The following is a 19,454-nucleotide window of genomic DNA, read 5'->3' on the forward strand; positions in this document are numbered from 1 at the left end:
CACCAATCTCAACGGCAATTAATAGTCCTGAATAGTGAGCAATCCCCGGATGACTTTCCAAAATGCGTGCATAAGGATGATCATAGGCAAGAGTTTCAATCGTTTGTTTGAGTATTTTTATCTCGGCATTAAACAATTCGGCTAATCTGGTGTAACTGGCAATTGCGTCCTGATAACAAGGACGCAAGGTAAGTTCTTTGAGCCAGGTCAAACTGCGTTTACCAAAGATGTCGGTATACGGACAGGCAAGACCTGGGTTTGTACCAAAAAGATGTGGCTAGATTTGTTGGTGTTGTGACTGATACTGTGACTTTGTGGGAGAAAAATAGGCATGAACCCAGTAAAAGGTTTTTGAAGAAAACAGAGGAGTTTTTATAAATGAAATTAAAAAGTCATGGATTTCGAATCCTCTATGATGTTTTTGCTAATATTCAACAAAAGATTGTATAGTTGGACTTAAAAGTGGTTATTAAAACAAACAAGACTATCTTATAAAAACAAATTTTCTTGTTTTTGCATAATTCTCAGTATCTAATCTAAGAAAGTAAACGCCCTGAGATAAATTATTTACTTCAAAAGTTTTATTATAAATACCAGCATTTTGTATTTCACTAACAATCTCTTTAACGAATTTACCAGTTGCATCATAAATAGATAGATTGACTTTTGATTTTCGAAGTAAGCTGTATTTAATACTACATTTTTTTTGAAATGGATTTGGGTAAATAAATAGTGAAGATTCAACACGGTGCTCGGCAAGTTGAGTTTTTTCTTCAACACCCACAAATGGTAGAAATCTACACCAAATACGCATTGTATTAGCAGGCTTATTATTAACCGAATCTACAAACCCTGTAAATGTAACCAAGAATTTATTTAAACCCTTCGTTATATAAGGTCGAAGCTGGTTATTTGCCTTTGTAGAGATGATAAAAGTATCAATCACGAAACCAGTTGTATCAATATGACATCCGTAGATATCTGCATAGTTACCACCCCGCCAATCTTCCCAATTAACACAGAAATTTATTCCATCAAAAGCTATTTGCGGCTTATACTGAGCAGATGCAGCACCACAAATCAGAATTCCTGCCGTGTCCAAAACCACACCAGTTTGTGTCACGCGAGCACCATAAATATCAGCATAATCATTACGGCTATCCTGCCACACGACCAGATAATTATTTCCATCAAAAGCAACAGAAGGATGAGATTGTTCTATATTGAATAAAGCAGATATCGAAAACCCTAGTGTGTCTAATACGCTCCCTGTTGTATCTACAAAAGTACCGTAAATGTCAGATAATTCAAATAATTCATTCCGATTATCCTGCCAGACAACCAAGTAATTAGTACCGTCAAAGCCAACATCAGGGTATTTCTCCACATCATTTATTGGGGAGATTCGAAAGCCAGCAGAATCCAAGACTATGCCTGAAGTATCAATCCGAGCACCATAAATATCGATATTTCTTTTGAAAACCACAAAATAATTATTACCATCAAAGCTTATTGAGGGGTCATACCCATTACCTATATCTATAAAATTACTGTCAAGAAGTGCACCAGATGTATCAATCCTTGTACAAGAAATGCCAGACCAAACCACCAAATAATTTAATCCCCCGTACACAATTGCTGGTGTGAGTGAATAGGAAGTAGTACATATTGCAATACCAGATGATTCCAGAACTGAACCCGTGGTATCTATTCTTGCACCAAAAATATTTGAGAACTCATCCTCACGATAATCTTCCCATACTGCAAAATAGTTTATACCATCAAAAGCTGCGGCTGACGACCACTGACTATACAGCGCTGTGGAAAATAAAATCCCTTCAGGGTCTAATACCGTACCAGCTCCATTTAGTCTCGCACCATAAATATGGGCTCGCCAACTCCTTATGTCCGGCCATACAATAAGACAATAATTACCATCAGAAGTGATCCCAGGACAATACGTATCATTCATACCATTTGAAATAAAAATGCCCGAGGAATCTAAAAGCAAACCTGAGGTATCCAATCGAGCACAGTAGATGTCGGGTTGATTATCTCGCCAATCTAACCAAGCCACCATAAAATCAGTACCATTGAATGTAACATTAGGATTTTCTTGCCAATTTACTGCATCCGAGATGACAATACCTGTTGAGTCTAACACTAAACCAGCAGTATCAACACGTGCACCATATATATCAAACTGCCCCCAACGACTATCCTGCCACGTTACCAAATACTTTGTACCATCAAATACAACAGATGGTTTCTCTTGAGAGTTATCTGCTGCAGATATATGAATTTCTGTTGTATCTAAGATATTCCCTGCTGTATCAACTCTTACTCCGTAGATGTCAAATGCACCTAAACCGCGAGGGTCCTGCCATGCCACAAAATGATTAACACCATCAAAGGCGACCGAAGGTGCCAGTTGATTACCTGAGTTAATAGATATTGGAAATCCATTAGGGTCTAAAATCTGACCATCAGCGGTTACTCGACAGCCGTAAACGCCTGACCCTGCATGCCACCATGCCACCAAGAAATTAGTGCTTCCAAAAATCACAGATGGATAATACTGATAACAGCTCGGTACTGAAGAAATGATGAAGCCATCTGGGTCTAATACATTTCCATTTATATCTATCCGTGCACCATAAATATCCCAGTCCCAATTTCGATAATCTGCCCACACAACTAGAAAAACAGAATCACCATAAGCTATTGCTGGTGATTCAGGAACCCATGCAACTTCATGAACAATAATTGATATAGGAATACCCGCTGAATCTATCAGCGTACCCTGAGGTGTAACTCGGCATCCATAGATATGTAATGAATCACCCGTGATTCCACCTCTTGAATCTATCCAAACAGTGAAATAATTCGTACCGTCAAAGGCAGTTGAAGGATACATTTGGCCTATTGATGCAGGAGTATAAACTGTATTAGTATCAATCAAAAATTCGGACTGTGCGGTGGAAAAAGTAATTGTACATACGATAATAATCATTGCATATTTAGAGAATCGCATGTTCCAACTTGAGTTTATTATTTTCATCAAGTTATACAACTTTAGGAACCACCATCTTTTCATATCTACACTCCTGCGTTTATAACTTCAATATATTTAATGTCAACCTAAAATTCAACATTATTTGGTGAGAATAGCGAGTGTCTTTCTAAAACTTACTCAATGAGAATGAATTTCTTGCTAATTTCCACACCATTTTGCCTTAGTATTATGAAATATACACCCCTCGACAAGTCTCCAGCATCAATTGTTTCTTCATAATAACCGGGTTCGAAATGCTTATCTATGACTGTCTTAACTCTTGAGCCTGTAATATCATATGCAATTATTTCTACCACGCTCGCAATTGGAATTCCGAAACTAATCTGAGTCTCTTTCTTGAACAACGTAGGCATTTGAGTTATAGATAGCTTATCAGGACCGATATCTTCATTTTTTACAGTCCGTTTGCCATCAGCCTCCACCACCTGACAAGAATCTCGATATGGCAAATACTGTTTATAACTACTATCAAAATTATGCAGTCTGGTAACTGTTACACGCATATAACCTGTAGTACCAGGTGTAATTGTGAAAGTATATTGTCCACTTGTATTGGTGTATTCAACTTCGTAAATATCCCCCGGTTTATTCAAACATACTTTAGCGTAAGCAACTGCTGCTGGCGGAAATACATTATAATCTTTCACCGTGACGGTGAAATTAGTTTGAACATCTTCAGTAATAGAAGATGGGTGTGTGACGGTAAGAGATTTAGGTTCTTTAGTCCACGCGTCGGTTGTCGGCGACCCAAACAAATTGGTTGCGTAACATACAAATCTATTGTGCCAGTTATTCCAATTTATGCTTTCTTGACATTTTGACATTGCAACAGCTACTCCTAAACGCTCAAGCCCCGGTTCAGGAGGGGCAGGACCAGTGTAGTCAACAGAAAAAAGTTGTCTATAAAATTCATTTTGAAGGGTAATTGAATTACCCGGGCCCCAACTCCATCGAGTATGAGAAACATTCGCGGCAGAACCCAAAGGGTCATCAGATTCTGCATCACAATATGCATCTAAAAATGCATCCGTTATGCATGTATCTGAACCATTGTCATAATAAGCATTCTTACAAGCTACACTATAATGCAAAAACGGTTTACTTGCGTTTGTTTGCCAGTTCAATCCAGCCCAGTATTGAGTTGGTGATGATGATTTATACCAAAAGACAAATCCCGTATCAAGTGTATCGCCATGCATTAGGTTCCTCGTACAAAACATCCATGTCCCCCCATGACAATTGACATTAGTCATGCCATCGCCTCGATTTAGTAAACCGAGTGCACTGTCAGCCCAAAGGTCTTCTCCTACAATATGAGTAATATGACTAGGAAATATAGTAGTGTCCATAAGGAACCAAGCTGGATGACCTGTATAACCTGTTTTATGCCATATTATTATTGCAGTATCAAGACCAGATAAATTTGAACGACCTTGTTCATATTTCAGAACCTTCTCACTCCAATTCTTGATTTCAGTCGTGCAGTAAGGTAGTACTCTACCCACGAAAACCTCAGGGAATCTATCCGCTGAATCGTTGGTTAACTCTCCCCACCATGAATCGCTATCAGCATTCCATTCGCCACCGAGGTCTGCGTAATATAGGTCAGTAGGTATAATCGTATCTTGATTCGGAAAAGTGTGGGGTGGACTATCTAGAGGTACACATTTTCTAAAAGGCACGTCAAGTCGTGTGTTCTTCACAGTATCGCCACCAAAGAAGAAGTATGTACCTCCACAATTTTGATAACAGTATTTAATATAATTGCGAATCCTTTCCGGATTGTCTCTACCACTGAAGTATCTATAAATCGTTGAGGGGGTTATAAGATAGGTTCTTATTCCTTGGTCAGTTAACCAATCGGCATACGGTTGGAAATATGACGAAAATGCAGACGGAGTTATTATTATAGAAGGACCAACAGGGTAATTATGTTTACCTCTACCGAGTTGGTTTTCTTTAACAATAACCGGACGTTGGTAATAGACATTCATTTCATAATCGTTCTCAAGAATACTACTTAATGCCTTATCGTAAACTGTTTGTTCGAACTCGCCTCTGATTTTAGCTTTGATTTCCGGTATATTTGTAGAACTAGAAGCAAAACTAAAATTAATATCCGTCATAACAAACAACGTTTTATTTTTAGGTTTATACTGAATTGGATGCACAACTACCGTTACAATTCTTGCACCGTCCATAGTACCTTGGTTAACTACATCAATGTATTCACCAGGAAACAGCTCATTTGAATTGTAAATACTCGTATCGGGAGGTACCCACTGCCCAGTATGTCCAACTAGCCGTGGTGGTTGAGCAGGATAAATCGAATAACTACCAGCAATCTGGATAGTATTGAGTTGAGATATCACAACCGAATCAACTTTTGCTGTTGCTGGAATTATGTAATTAAGATAAATAGAAGGTAATTCAGGGGAACCCGGATTTCCGCTCAGTGCAAAATCTTGCGTTTTGAATTTGCTGTAACCATTTACTATTTCCATGGGGAAATGTGACTGGGAGTAGTTCAAGGTATATCCACATAAGTAACAAATGGGGATATACATCATTATTAGAATTTTGTGCAATTTACACATCATTTCCTCCTTTACTTTATAATAATAAGTATATTACCGACGTGAACCCCATCATTCTGGACAAAAAGGGGTATGATAGATATTACACATTTTAGATTCCTTGTCAAGAGGCGTCTTTTGCGATTGCAAAACAGCCTTCGGGGTTTGATATTTGGAAATAGGGAACATCCTATTGAAATTGTCAATATTGACCTCCTTGTAAATTTTGATATAATTTCTTAGGACCATGAGTTAGTCACCTATGCGTACTCGTGGTACAGGATGTTGTACGACTCCGGTTGCGCAATCAAATCTGAGAACCTTGATGGTTATGACCCCAGGGCGTTGGCCGGAGTCTTTTTTCCTGATAAGTTCGATTATATTTGAGCATTGCGTAGATTGCCCGGAGCATACTGCGGGCGATCGCAACCCGGGCCGTTCCGTTTCCATGTTTTTGTGCCACTCGTGTATATAAGGCATGATAGTGATCTGATTTTTTAATCGCATGTAAGGCGCATTCGACCAGGATCCAGCGTAACCATTTTGAGCCTTGTTTGGTGATTGAACCCATACGCACTTTACCACCGGAAGCGTGCATTCTCGGGACTAAACCGGCATAGGAACAGAGTTTACCAGCATTCGAGAATCGGCTGATATCACCAATCTCAACGGCAATTAATAGTCCTGAATAGTGAGCAATCCCCGGATGACTTTCCAAAATGCGTGCATAAGGATGATCATAGGCAAGAGTTTCAATCGTTTGTTTGAGTATTTTTATCTCGGCATTAAACAATTCGGCTAATCTGGTGTAACTGGCAATTGCGTCCTGATAACAAGGACGCAAGGTAAGTTCTTTGAGCCAGGTCAAACTGCGTTTACCAAAGATGTCGGTATACGGACAGGCAAGACCATTTTTTAGAAGAATCGCATGGATACGGTTTTTTAAACACGTCCGTTGTGCCGTAAGAAAAGCATGCATACGTAATACCTCACGAATATTTCTGGTTATTTGTAGGCAGTCGGCAGTAAATCGGCATGGAGCAGATGCGCGAGTGTTGCTGAACTCACCTTATCATTCATGAGTCGTGCTGAAGCAATCGCTTTTGTCTTCAAGGGATGTGCCAGAGAGATATCTAAATCACGGTCTTCAACGAGTTCGTAAAAATAATACCAATTTTCGTATCCGCGGGAAGTTTGTCTATGTAGCGGGTGAGCGTATTACGATTATTTGATAACTTTATTTGACATTTTATTACGCCTGTTTCATCCATCTCAGTAATAAACGAATAATTCTTGTGAAAATCAATACCAACGTATTGCATAATTGCACCTCCATTAAATAATAGTATAATCTATAACCCTGAAGATGCAATTTTTTCATAACATCAAATCTTCACAATTCACAAACGCAAAATCGCTTAAAACATTAATTTTGTGAATTGTGAAGATTTGACCCCATCTAACGCATTGACAAAACATTAGGATGCAGTATACTTACATCAATTAATGAATATTATTATTACACTATTTTTGATAACTTTAAAGAACAGTTTTCTGCCCTCTGTAGAAGATACAATCATCATCCACGAGTGGTGTTATTTAGGCCCATTCTCAATCGGTTTAAGAGAAGGTATTACAGGAGTTGATGAAGAGTTTTTCTTTACGAAAGCATTCGAACCCGATACAGAAGTCCGATATCCTTCAATCCTGCATCAGTCAGGGTTCATTAAATGGCGGTCCCTAAGGACTCAATCGCCAGAAATTGAAGTTACCAATAAAAACATAGAGTGGGATTCACTGCAAGACTATTATGGTGCACCGGTCCTGTTGACTGCGGGCTATTTTTACGGAGTGATGAAATGCACCGGCTTAAAAAGGGCGCTGATTGTCGCCTCAGGAATATCATCTTTCCGGTTGAACGGAGAGGTTTTCCCCGGAGATCCTTATAAGGACGGTTTCTTGAAGACCCCGGTGATTCTTAAGCCGGGCGAAAATCGAGTGCTCTTTAAAGTGAGCGGTTTCGGTGCCCATGATTTTTCCTTTAAGATTATTCCGGTCCCTGGACCGCTTATGATTTCAGAAGAGGATATAACCAGACCGGATTTGATCAGGGGAGAACCCGTAGATATATGCCTGGGAATACCGCTTGTAAATACAACCAGAAGGCGATTGGATGATCTAACCATAAAGGCGGAGCTTATGGGGACAGAAAAGGTCGTTGCTGAAGCCTTCAACCTTATGCCTCTGTGTGCGGTTAAGATTCCGATAAAAATTAAGTCCGACTATATCCCGGAAAAAGAAGAGAGCCTTGCCGTCAATATCAGAATTTCAACCGGTGACTTTTCTGTTGCCACCAGAATCTGGCTCCAGATAAAAGATGCGGCTGAACCCCGGATAGAAACCTTCATTTCAGAAATAGACGGTTCCTGTCAGTACTATGCTGTCTCTCCTCCCCTTGATTATAGTCCGGATTCCACTTACGCCCTTATAATGACCTGTCACGGCGCCGGGGTCAAAGCCTTTGGCCTGGTGAAGAGTTATATCCGGAAAGACTGGGCGTTTGTCGTGGCGCCGACGAATCGACGCCGATTCGGCTTTGACTGGCAGGATTGGGGCAGGCTTGATTTTTTCGAAGTCCTCAACCGGGTCAAAGAGAGATTTAAAATAGATACAAATCGTATATATTTAACCGGCCATTCAATGGGCGGTCACGGTGTCTGGCACATCGGTTTGTCCCACCCAGACGTCTTTGCTGGGATGGCGCCGTCTGCCGGCTGGACAAACTTTCGGTTATATGTTCCCTGGTTTTTACAGAAAGCCGAGATATTTGCAGAACCCCAGCTTATAAAATTCCGGGATATGGTGCTGCGTGAAGACGCCTGTATGCCTTTTCTGGAGAACGCTTATAATCTTCCAATCTACATTCTTCAGGGTGGTGCAGATGATAATGTTCCGCCGATTCAATCCCGGCTGTTCGTAAAAGGATTGAATGCTCTTGGTTATGAGTTCGTCTACAACGAAGTTGTCGGGAAAAAGCACTGGTGGGATTTCGACACCACGCCTGGTATTGATTGTGTTGATTTGAAGGAAATGATGGATTTTCTGAAGGCAAAAACCAGAGATCCTTATCCGCAAAAGATTGTATTCAGAACCACGGACATCGGTCATTCCAATAGATGCTACTGGATAGAAATTGACGAGCAGGAAGAGCTCTACAAAGACAGCCGGGTGATAGCAGAGGTTGTGGGCAAAAAGAGCATAATGGATCCCTGGGAGTACGGAGAGGCGGTGGCTACAGAGTTGAAGATAGAGCTGGTAAATGTCGCCAGATTCACGATCTTTCTGAACGACTCCCTTGTCTCTCCCGGCCTGGTGAATCTTGTTATCAATGGACAGAATATTACCTTTGAATACCGAAAAGAATGCCGACTTTCCTTTCGAAAAACCGGCGATAAATTCCTCTGGGCGACCGATGAGGTCCTTACCACTAAACGACCGGGAGTTTACGGCCCGATAAAACGCGCTTATTTCAGTCCTTTTGTTCTTATTTACGGAACAACGGGTGATGCGCTTTCTACTGAACACAATTTCGAGCTTGCCCGACTCCAGGCTTATTTCTGGTGGTATCGAGCCAATGGCTTTGTTCGTATCCTGCCTGACACCGAGGTCACCCGTGAAATCATTGAGAACTATAATCTGATTCTCTTCGGTAATGCTGTGACAAATTCCGTCCTGAAGTGGATAAATCACAGACTGCCGCTGCGAATCGAAAAAGGCAGCGTTATTGTGGGTGATCGAATCTTGACGCAAAAAGATTTATGCCTGATCGAGATATATCCCAACCCCCTCAATCCTGAAAAATTTGTTCTGTTGTATGCTCCGACGACGAAAAAAGCTGAGGAGATTATGGGTATGTTCATACCCCTGTACGCCGGTGCCGGCTTGCCCGATTTTGTCGTTTATGACCGTTCTGTTTTGAAGTACGGTTGGGCCGGCGTCAAGGCAGCGGGTTTCTTTGATAAGAACTGGGAACCTGACCGGAAATTGATTTATATAAAAAAATAAAACACCGGTTATTTCTGAAAAAAGACGAAGATTATCACGGTCGAGATTAAATAGAGTAAACTCGTCGACAGGAACGGAACAGAGTAAGAGAAGTGTTCGATAAGATAACCTCCGATGCTCGCACTTACGCCCCAGCCTGCGGTCCACGCAATTACAAGGAGGGCGTTGGTGAAAGGTTGTTCATCAGTACGTACTTTTTCCATTGCAAAATTGGTGAATAACGGTTGCGCCATATTCATCAGGGCGGCGCGGATTAAAAACGCAACGACCGCCAGAACGAGATTGTGTGTAAGCCCCAGAATGACAAAGAAAGGAATGCTGAACAATTGAGAAAAGACAACGGTTTTGATCTTTCCGAATTTTTCCGCCAGCAGCGGCGCGACGAGTAAGCCGCTTATCATTAAGAACTGTTGAATGCTGTAAAAGACGCCGATTAATTTCGTCGGCGTCATAAAGACTTCCTTGAAGTAGAGATTAAAAAAAGGAATACTCAAACCGGCACCGATGCCGACGACCAGATTCGGTAGGAACAGTTTAAGAATCAAACGGCGCGAATGGATTTTGAACTTTTTTGGCTGTTCAACAGCACTTTCTTTTATCATAAAATACGGCACAAGGGCGATAAGCACCAGACCACTGAATATGTACAGGGTGTAGCGGTAAGTTAAATAAGGATCAGCACCTGTTTCAGCGATGACTCCCGGTAAAAAGCCGGCGAGTATGTTTCCGACGATCCCGGCGACGAGCATCAGGGCGAACTGCATGCTGAAAAGATAATGCCTTTCTTTCACCGTGCTGTTGCGCATAAAAAAGGGTGCCGCAGCGACCCGGGAAAAGACGGCTGCCAGTCCGGCGGCGAACCCGCCGGTGAGAATCAAATGATAATGCACCGTGGTTATCTGAATCAAATAGGAAAACGTGGCTATCGGCGTGGCAATCAGAAGAATCCGCTTTATCGGCACCCTCCTGATGACGATTGAGGCGGGAATAGCCATAATCACGGTTCCTAAGGTCGTGGCGGAGATGATATTGCCGATGCGTCCTTCAGGAAAGCCCAGTGTTTTCAGATAAAGATTAAAGAGCAGCATAAAACCGGAAAACCCCATTCCCATAAAGAAGGTTCCGATCAAAAACAATCGGGCGTTGCGCGAAAACAGCCGGAGGTTGGCTCGGTATTTGAAAAACCCTCGGCTTATTTTTTGTGGAAAAATAAAAAACATTCTCTGCACTTTTTCTTTTATATGTTTACAAAGATCTCAAATTGTTTGAATGACTATTTCATATGCACGGCCAAGAGAAGTTAAGTTGCCGGATTATTGTAATCTTTCGATGATTATTTCAGCTACCTTTTTACCGGACAAAAGCATTCCGCCGAATATCGGCCCCATTCTCGGTCCACCGAAAACTGCGTTTGCCGCCATTCCGCAGACATAGAGATTGGGATAAGCTTCCTTGGTGTTCTTCAGTGTGAGCTGTTCAGCTAAATCAGCCCACATCGATTTTTCACCTTCAATCTTACCGCTTGAGGTGAGTAATTTTCCTCCGCTCTTTTTTTCAACGATATGGGTGATTTCACAAGGGTGACCGGTGGCGTCGATGACGATTTTTGCTTTAAAAGAGACCGGATCAATATGCAGCTTTGCCATCTCCACGCTCGACCAGTTGATGACCACTCCACAGACGCCGTCGTTGCGTACAATAACGTCCTCGATGGATACGAGATTGAAAATCCGCAGGCCTGCTTTGAGCGCTTTGTCAGTAAGGCAGGCGGTCGCCTCCAGGGAATTGGCGACATAATAGCCTTTTTCATATTCATGATAAACTATACCGAATTCATCGAGCACGGCTCTACCCTGGTCCTGAACCACAATCCGGTTGAACATAATCCCGCCGCCCGGCATACCACCCCCTGGTTTCAGCCCGCGTTCAAAAAGGAGTGTCTTTATACCTTTTTTCGCTAAATAGTAGCCGGCACAAAGTCCTGACGGTCCTGCTCCTCCGATTATGACATCAGCCTCAACCGAATCGAGCAATTCTTTTGTATAGGTTTCAATAATCGCCCTGGTGATTATGGTTTCTTCGATCATCTTAAGACGCCGAATCTTCCTCCAAAAGACAGACGAAAAGTTGCTTTTGTATCACCGTTACCGCTGATAATAATACCCGGTTCAAAAAAGAGTTTTGTTCCGGGACTTATCGGATAATCGATTCCCATACCGGCACGGATGGAGAAGATGGTCTGTGACCCCGCACCTGTGTCAATGACATTAAAACCGAAGCCCGCATGGATATAGGGTGCAAGGTCGCGCATGGGTATCGGTATCAGGGCGTCAATGCTGCCGTTGTTATTCAGGTAGAATGAAGTATTGCCTCCAACGACAAGCTCGGTGAGTTCCATTCTGAGTCCAAAGGTTGATAATGGATTGACAACTACTTCTGCACCGATTCCAATCCTCACTTCATCACCGATATAGAGATTCGCTTTTGGTCCGAGTTCGAACAGATAACGACGTGAGCGTTTGATTCCCTTGGCGTTTAAAACTGAAACCAGTATCAGACAGAGACCGACAACAGTGATTATTTTTTTCATTTCATCCTCCTTTGAGATATTGTATATAAAAAAAAAGAAAATTCAAGGTGGTAATGTAGAACTTTTTAAAAGATTTTTATTGTTTTATGATGTTTTTTAAATAAGCAGCAGCTTCTTTAATTTTTGCCGGATTTCCTCCGCCGCCTTCAGCAAGGTGGCTGCGGCCGCCGCCGCCGCCGCCGATGATTCCACTTACTTCCTTGATCAGTTTATTTGCCGGGTGTTTATTTACTTTGTTCTTGCCCACGAAGATCAGATAATTGACTTTTTGATTCACTGTTTCATAGAGCATGCCGATTGAGTCTTCTGCCTTTGCCATCAAGATGTCCGCAACCATACGCATACCGTTCTTTCCGAAATTCTTCAGCTCGTCAACGATGATCGGTTCTTTTGTTTCAGCCTGTTTTGCCAGTAATCTCTTTGCCCGGCTGCGGGCGAGCTCACGCAGTGCCGCTTCCAGGTCTTTTTCTCTTTTCCTCTGCTGTGCCAGGGTGTCTTTCAGCCACCTGGTTAAGTCTTTGTCTTTGCTGCCGATCAATTCCTGCATCTCTTTTATAATTAATTCATCCTGACGCAGACGCTCAAACAGCCGCAGCCCGACGAGCGCCTCCACACGCCGGATTCCGGCTGCAACCGATTCCTGATTGATGATTTTAAACAGACCGATTTCGCCTGTGTTGTCAAGGTGGATACCTCCGCAGAGCTCAATGGAAAAGTCGCCGATCTTGACCACCCGCACCCGGTCGCCGTACTTTTCACCGAAGATCGCCATTGCGCCCATTTTCTTGGCTTCATTTAAAGAGGTAAAGAACTTCTCCACGGGAATCGCCTCGAGAATCTTTCTGTTGACAAGATCTTCGATTGTTTTAATCTCGTCCTCTGTCAAAGGCTTGAAATGCGTGAAGTCAAAGCGGAATCTGCCCGGCTCGACAAAAGAACCTTCTTGTCGGGCGTGTTCACCGAGTATTCTTCTCAGTGCGGCGTGCAAAAGATGGGTGGCAGTATGGCCGCGCGCACTTTCTTTACGCTTATCCCGGTCCACCCGGGCGGTTACTGTGTCGGGGCTGAATTCGCCGCTGACAAGTTCACAGTGACACACGATCATTCCTTGAAGCCAGTAGGTATCGAGCACCCGAAGAGAAAATCGATTCGGAGCGGTGATCTCTCCGCGGTCGCCTACCTGACCGCCTGCTTCCGCATAAAACGGCGAGTTTTCCAGAACCAGCTCAATGGTCTTTCCGTGCTGATTATACCGCAGGATTTCTGTTCTGGTTTCATCCGCCTCATAACCGACGAACTCACCTTTTCCTTCTTTTAAGACTTTCCATTCTCCCTTGGGAATGAACTTCGCCTTTGCTTTGGAAATTTCGCGCGCCTCATTCAATCGCGCCATAAATTCTTTCTCGTCGACCGTAATACCTTTCTCTTTGGCGAGTTCTTTTGTCAATTCAACCGGAAACCCGTAGGTGTCATAGAGCCTGAAGGCCTCTTCTCCGGAGATCTGTTTCTTCTTTTGACAGAGCTCTTCAAAGAGCTGGATACCCTTTTCAAGGGTGGCGAGGAATCTTTCTTCCTCTGATTTGATTACCAAGGTGATCTCTTCCCTTCTTTCGGCCAATTCAGGATAGTCGTGATGATACATTTCGACAATTCTCGGAGCAAGTTTGTATAAAAATGCTTCATTATTACCCAGATTACGGCTCAACCTTACAGCCCGTCGTAAAATCCTGCGCAGGACATAACCCCGTTCTTCATTCGATGGAATTATGCCGTCGCCGATGGCAAAGACAAGGGCACGAATGTGGTCGGCGATGACGTTCACTACGACGTCGATTTTATCATTATCTCCATAATGCAGTTTCTTTATCTGCGCGATGTCTTTGATTATTGGATAGAAAAGGTCTGTTTTAAAGACAGAATCCTTGTTCTGAATTAAAGTGACGAGGCGTTCAAACCCCATACCGGTGTCGACGCCCCGGTTTTTCAGAGGCAGCCGTTCGCCCGAACCCGTCTGATTGAACTGGGGAAAGACCAGATTCCATATTTCGGGAAACCGGTCACAGTCGCAGCCCGGAGCACAGGTCTTTTTGCCGCAGGAAAATTTCTCTCCCATGTCATAGAAGATTTCAGAACACGGTCCGCACGGACCGGTGTTTCCTGCCGGTCCCCAGAAGTTGTCCTCTTCTCCGAATCTGAAGATCCGCTGTGGAGACAGGCCGATTTTTTTATGCCAGATATCATAGGCTTCCTGGTCGTCTTTATATACAGAGACAAAGAGTTTTTCTTTATTAATTTGCAAAACACCGGTGAGATATTCCCATGCCCAAGTGATTGCTTCTTCTTTGAAATAGTCACCAAAAGAAAAATTGCCCAGCATTTCAAAAAATGTATGGTGCCGTTTTGTCTTTCCGACATTCTCCAGATCTGAAGTGCGCAGACACTTCTGCACGCTTGCCGCACGTTTGTAAGGCAAAGGAATCGCTCCGGTCCACAATGGTTTGAATTGAACCATCCCGGCGCTCGTAAACAAAAGACTCGGGTCGTCCCTCGGAATCAGAGACATGGAAGGTACGATCGTATGATCCCTTTCCTTAAAAAAATCCAGGAAGTTTTTGCGCAATTCAGAAGCGGTCATCATGATCTATCGCCTTTCATTAAGAACGTCATAAATATTATCTATGGAGAATCCGTGATGCAGAAGTCGTCGGATGAGTTTCCTGCGTTCTTCAGGAACCTTTTGATTCAGGTGGGTTAATTTTTTATTAATAAAAGCCTCGATCAAAACCTTTTCATTGCGTGCGTTCACCAGCGAGGTTATTGTTTCTCTGGAAATTCCTCTTTTGAGCAGCTCGCGGAAGATGAATCGATTACCTTTCGGCTTCAGTTTTGTGTAATCGTTTACAAAAGCCCTTGCAAATCTTTCGTCATCAATGGTTTTATCGTCGACAAATTCCTTGATTACTTCTTCTACCAGCATTTCATCAAACCCGATTCTCAAAAGTCTTTCTTTTAACTCCCGGGACGACCGTTCCCGGTGGCGCAGTATTTTAAACGCCCTTTCCCTTATCTTTGATTTTTCGGCGTTATACAGAATATTTTTAAGCTCTTCCGGAGTTATCCGATTTCCTTCATGCAGGTCATATTTCAACACCAGTTCCCGGGCTAAACCGACTTTGAATTCACCGTCGATATAGATTGAACAGCGGTTTTTATTCCTTTTTTGTACTTCGATCTTGCTTATCTTCACTCTTATTTGGTTTAAGGTTGAGTTCTTTGCGGATTTTGTCTTCTATTTCCCGGGCGATATCCGGCTGGTTCTTCAAGAGTTCGATTACGGCGTCTCTGCCCTGTCCGATCCTTTCTTCTCCGTATGAATACCAGGAACCTGCTTTTTGCAGCACATTCGTTTTTATGCCCAGGTCGACCAGCTCACCGTACTTGGAAATACCTTCACCGTAGATGATGTCGAATTCAGCGGTTTTAAACGGCGGCGCCAGTTTGTTCTTGACCACCTTTACGCGGGTGCGTGAGCCGATCATCGTGTCTCCTTTTTTAATTGAAGCGATTCTTCGGATGTCGCAGCGGACTGAAGAATGAAATTTCAAAGCAAGTCCGCCGGGTGTTGTTTCCGGTGAGCCGTACATCACACCGATCTTGTGGCGGATCTGGTTTATAAATATGGCGCAGGTCTTTGACTTGCTTATTACACCGGTCAGCTTCCTTAATGCCTGAGACATTAATCTGGCGACCAGGCCGACCTGCATATCTCCCATTTCTCCGGCGATTTCGGCTTTTGGAACAAGGGCGGCGACAGAATCTATCACAATAATATCCACACCGCCGGAGCGGGTCAGGATTTCCGCGATCTCTAATGCCTGTTCACCGGTGTCAGGCTGGGAAATCAAAAGGTCATTCAGATTCACACCCAGGGCTTCTGCATAACCGGGATCAAAGGCGTGTTCAGCATCGACAAAGATTGCGGTTCCGCCTCTCTTTTGCGCCTGAGCAATCGCCTCAAGCGCCAGAGTTGTTTTTCCTCCAGCTTCAGGTCCGAAAATCTCAACAACCCTTCCTTTGGGAAACCCTCCGATACCCAGGGCACTGTCAAGGGTCAATGAACCCGTGGGTATTACGTCGATATCTACACGTGCGCTCTTTTCGCCAAGGCGCATAATAGAACCTTTGCCAAATTGCTTTTCAATCTGGCTGATTGCTACATTCAGTACTTTTTCTTTATCGTTCTTTGCCATAATCCTCCTTATCTATCTTCTTATATATTAGTGAAATTTTTTAATAAGTCAAGAAGGCGATGCGCTGACTCCTCTCCACTTTTCGTTTTTATTTAAAGACCCTTCTTCTCCGTCATTCCTTCGTTACACTCAGGACAACGTCTGAGTTTGCCTTCTTTCTCTGTCATTCTGAGTGTAACGAAGAATCTTTATCAATCATTAGTCATTGAGATTCTTCAGTCGTCTGCTTCGGGCAGACTCCTTCAGAATGACAAAAGAGCGGGCGGAGGGATGATAAAAAAGTAGAGAGGAGTCAGGGCGATGCAAGCGTGAACACACCGCAGTTGCACTCTGTAAGGATTTATACGAAAAGAGAATGGCAATCGTACAGCTAAAGCATAATTATTTTTTTGATTATACAACGGGCGTTGAGCACCATTCGACAGAAGTAAACTCCAGCAGGGCAGGGTCGGTTGTCGTCATCAATGTAATTCCTCCTTAATTGATTTCAGCACTTAAGTGTAAATAGATTTAATCACGGTGTCAAGTGTTTTTTTAATCAACCATCATTCAATTATACAGATGTTTGTTACAGTTATGTTACAGCCGTTCCAGGGAAGCAAAGTTTTGTATCTAACGGATGATTTCCCGTATGAGCTTTCGCTTTGGAAACGGTTTTCTGGTGATGAAATAAACCTCCCGCAGTTCTTTACACACGGTCCGCGCTCTTTGCCGGTTATTCTCTTGACTTTATTAGGTTGGGTGGTATAATAATTCAGAGGAAGAGATGAAGAAAAATGCAGGGATAGGTTTATTATCTGGAAAGATTCACATTGTTGATTCATATTTTTTACCATTTACTTTTTCCCTTTTACTTGCTGTTTCTTTTTTATCTGCCCAGGTGGGTTGGGGTCCGGATGTGCGGTTGACCTATATGCAGGGTGGTGGATGGTATCCGAGGGCGGCGTGTTGTGGGGATACGATTCATTTGGTTTGGTGGCATGCATATACCGGGCATGATGAGATTTTTTATCTTCGTTCTACTGATGCTGGTGAGAGTTGGTCAGACCCGGTGCGGTTGAGTGTGGAGGATGAGCAGAGTGGTACGATGCCTCAGATTGCGGTATCCGGGAATACTGTGCATGTGATCTGGTTTGAAGAGGACTATGGTGTTGTTTATCGTCGTAGTTCAGATGGTGGAGATACCTGGCAGGGTATTGATTCAATCATTCCCGGAATGCATTATTCATCAATATTTGCAGATAGTAGTCTAATCTATATTGCCGGGATTAACTCCGCAACAGGAATATTAATGTTTACGAAAAGTTATGATGGGGGTAATACTTGGCAGCCGGTTATGAATGTCACTTTAGCCAGAGCGAGTCCGACTTTAAGGTGTATTTCTGATGATATTTTAGCTCTATCTGTGACATATAGAGCATTACCCGGGGCATGTGAGATTTATGATATCCGTAGTTTCAACGGTGGTGAGACCTGGACAGACAGTCAGATGGTTTCTGAGGATGATGGGATAAGTTCATTTGATCCGGCGATGACAACAGATGATAGTGGTGGTATTCATATTGATTGGTGTGATTACAAGTATTCACCCTATCCCTGGACTGGTGATATCTTTTATCGGGCAAGCAGGGATTCGGGGAATACCTGGGAGCCGATTGATTCGCTTACGGTTCAGCATCGGGCAGTGGCCTCAGATATTCTTGCGGAGGGTAATAATTTGCATTTAGTCTGGGAAGATGATCGTAATGGTTTTGATAACAATTTTGAGATTTATTATCGGATGAGTAGTGATTTGGGTAGAACCTGGGGACCTGAGATAAGGTTGACTAATGCACCGTATCATTCTTATTGTCCATCTTTGGCCTGTGGTGGTAGGTATTTACATCTTTTCTGGCAGGACAGGAGGGATTATGGGAACAGTGGTTCGAGTGCACCGTTATATTACAAGCGCAAGGGCCTTTCTGGTGGAGTATCTGAGTTGGAGGGTAATTTGTCTTCAGGAATAGATTTTGGTATATTCCCGAATCCGTTTTCAAAGCTGATCAACATCAGCTTTGGCAGAGGGCACAGTGCAGAGAGTAGAAAGCAAAAAGGAAAGGATTCTGGGGATGCTGGCCTATGCATAAGGATTTACGATATTTCTGGGAAGGAGGTGCTTGCCTATGAAACAGAGGGCAGAAGGGTAGAGATATCTACCAGGAGCCTGTCCTGTGGGGTCTATTTTGTTGAGGTTTGGGCAGGTGGAAACAGAGGTATCAGGAAGGTGGTGAAGATAGAATAAAAGGAGGCGATAATGAAGAACTTAATAACCGCCATAATTGCTTTGCCGCTGGTATTGTTGGGTGCGCAGTGGCAGAGTTTGAATGGTCCGCCTGCGGGCAGGGCCGATGATATGAGTATGGGTTGGGATCCGATACATAATTATTGGGTCATCTATGCTGCGGACAGGTACCATAAGCTCTATAAGTCGGTGAATGAAGGAGAGTTCTGGGATTCGATATTACCCCTTGATGTTGTTAATCCTGTTTGTGTGATCTGTGATCCGAATGAGGCCTGGACTGTTTATATTGGCAAGAATGATCAAACTCCGGTCTGGAAGTCAGTGGATGGCGGTGAGACCTGGGAGTCCAAGAGTTCTGGGATTACCAATACCAGCCCCTTATGTTTTGCCATGGACCCGAACAATTCGAGTGTGGTGTATCTGGGGTGTCAAAAAGATGACAGTCAATATGAAATGTTCAAGACGACAAACGGTGGAACCGACTGGAGTGCATTGAGTAATTCCCCTAATGTTACAGTGAATGACATTGCAATTACTCATGACCCACTGAGAGGCACCTGGATTATTGCCGGCTGTTCGGGCTCCTCAGACAGAGGTATTTGGCTTTCTATAAATG

At 43.2% G+C, this 19,454-nt stretch carries 13 protein-coding genes; 3 read left to right on the plus strand and 10 right to left on the minus strand.

Annotated elements, in window-relative coordinates:
- Positions 1-484 precede the first annotated feature (484 nt).
- From ENI34_04730 to ENI34_04745, 4 genes are all read right to left on the minus strand, one after another.
- Positions 485-3,097 (minus strand): T9SS type A sorting domain-containing protein, encoded by a 2,613-nt coding sequence (locus ENI34_04730; GenBank protein ID HEC78432.1) that lies wholly within the window; start codon positions 3,095-3,097, stop codon positions 485-487.
- Positions 3,098-3,189: 92 nt separating this feature from the next.
- A complete protein-coding gene (locus ENI34_04735; GenBank protein ID HEC78433.1) occupies positions 3,190-5,676 on the minus strand; it encodes a hypothetical protein in 2,487 nt (828 codons plus the stop codon).
- A 283-nt stretch (positions 5,677-5,959) separates the two neighbouring features.
- Positions 5,960-6,631 carry an IS110 family transposase gene (locus ENI34_04740; protein ID HEC78434.1) on the minus strand — a complete coding sequence of 224 codons (672 nt, stop codon included), beginning with the start codon at positions 6,629-6,631 and terminating at the stop codon, positions 5,960-5,962.
- A 154-nt stretch (positions 6,632-6,785) separates the two neighbouring features.
- Positions 6,786-6,974: a hypothetical protein gene (locus tag ENI34_04745; protein ID HEC78435.1), complete on the minus strand. Its 189-nt coding sequence runs from the start codon at positions 6,972-6,974 to the stop codon at positions 6,786-6,788.
- A 184-nt stretch (positions 6,975-7,158) separates the two neighbouring features.
- Here ENI34_04745 and ENI34_04750 point away from each other — a divergent pair, with 184 nt between their 5' ends.
- A complete protein-coding gene (locus ENI34_04750) occupies positions 7,159-9,717 on the plus strand; it encodes a hypothetical protein (protein HEC78436.1) in 2,559 nt (852 codons plus the stop codon).
- 8 nt (positions 9,718-9,725) lie between these two features.
- Here ENI34_04750 and ENI34_04755 read toward each other — a convergent pair whose 3' ends face one another.
- The 6 genes from ENI34_04755 to recA form a co-directional block, all read right to left on the minus strand.
- Positions 9,726-10,937, minus strand: a complete 1,212-nt coding sequence (locus ENI34_04755) for an MFS transporter (protein HEC78437.1) — start codon at positions 10,935-10,937, stop codon at positions 9,726-9,728.
- Positions 10,938-11,030: 93 nt separating this feature from the next.
- Positions 11,031-11,804, minus strand: a complete 774-nt coding sequence (locus ENI34_04760) for a thiazole biosynthesis protein (GenBank protein HEC78438.1) — start codon at positions 11,802-11,804, stop codon at positions 11,031-11,033.
- The gene (locus ENI34_04765) at positions 11,801-12,307 is read right to left on the minus strand and encodes a hypothetical protein (protein ID HEC78439.1); all 507 of its coding nucleotides are present in this window, start codon (positions 12,305-12,307) and stop codon (positions 11,801-11,803) included. The genes ENI34_04760 and ENI34_04765 overlap by 4 nt, the downstream gene beginning before the upstream one ends.
- Before the next feature lie 76 nt (positions 12,308-12,383).
- Positions 12,384-14,945 (minus strand): alanine--tRNA ligase, encoded by a 2,562-nt coding sequence (gene alaS, locus ENI34_04770; protein ID HEC78440.1) that lies wholly within the window; start codon positions 14,943-14,945, stop codon positions 12,384-12,386.
- A 3-nt stretch (positions 14,946-14,948) separates the two neighbouring features.
- Positions 14,949-15,554, minus strand: a complete 606-nt coding sequence (locus tag ENI34_04775) for a hypothetical protein (protein HEC78441.1) — start codon at positions 15,552-15,554, stop codon at positions 14,949-14,951.
- Positions 15,517-16,557 (minus strand): recombinase RecA, encoded by a 1,041-nt coding sequence (recA, locus tag ENI34_04780; GenBank protein ID HEC78442.1) that lies wholly within the window; start codon positions 16,555-16,557, stop codon positions 15,517-15,519. Before recA ends, ENI34_04775 begins: the two co-directional genes overlap by 38 nt.
- A 766-nt stretch (positions 16,558-17,323) precedes the next feature.
- Here recA and ENI34_04785 point away from each other — a divergent pair.
- Together ENI34_04785 and ENI34_04790 are read left to right on the plus strand one after the other, a co-directional pair.
- Positions 17,324-18,838 carry a T9SS type A sorting domain-containing protein gene (locus tag ENI34_04785; protein HEC78443.1) on the plus strand — a complete coding sequence of 505 codons (1,515 nt, stop codon included), beginning with the start codon at positions 17,324-17,326 and terminating at the stop codon, positions 18,836-18,838.
- A gap of 12 nt (positions 18,839-18,850) precedes the next feature.
- A partial coding sequence (locus ENI34_04790) for a hypothetical protein (protein ID HEC78444.1) occupies positions 18,851-19,454 on the plus strand: 604 nt, incomplete at its 3' end.

The organism is candidate division WOR-3 bacterium, assembly GCA_011052815.1.
Taxonomy (GTDB): Bacteria; Hydrothermota; Tepidihabitantia; order SM23-42; family SM23-42; genus DRIG01.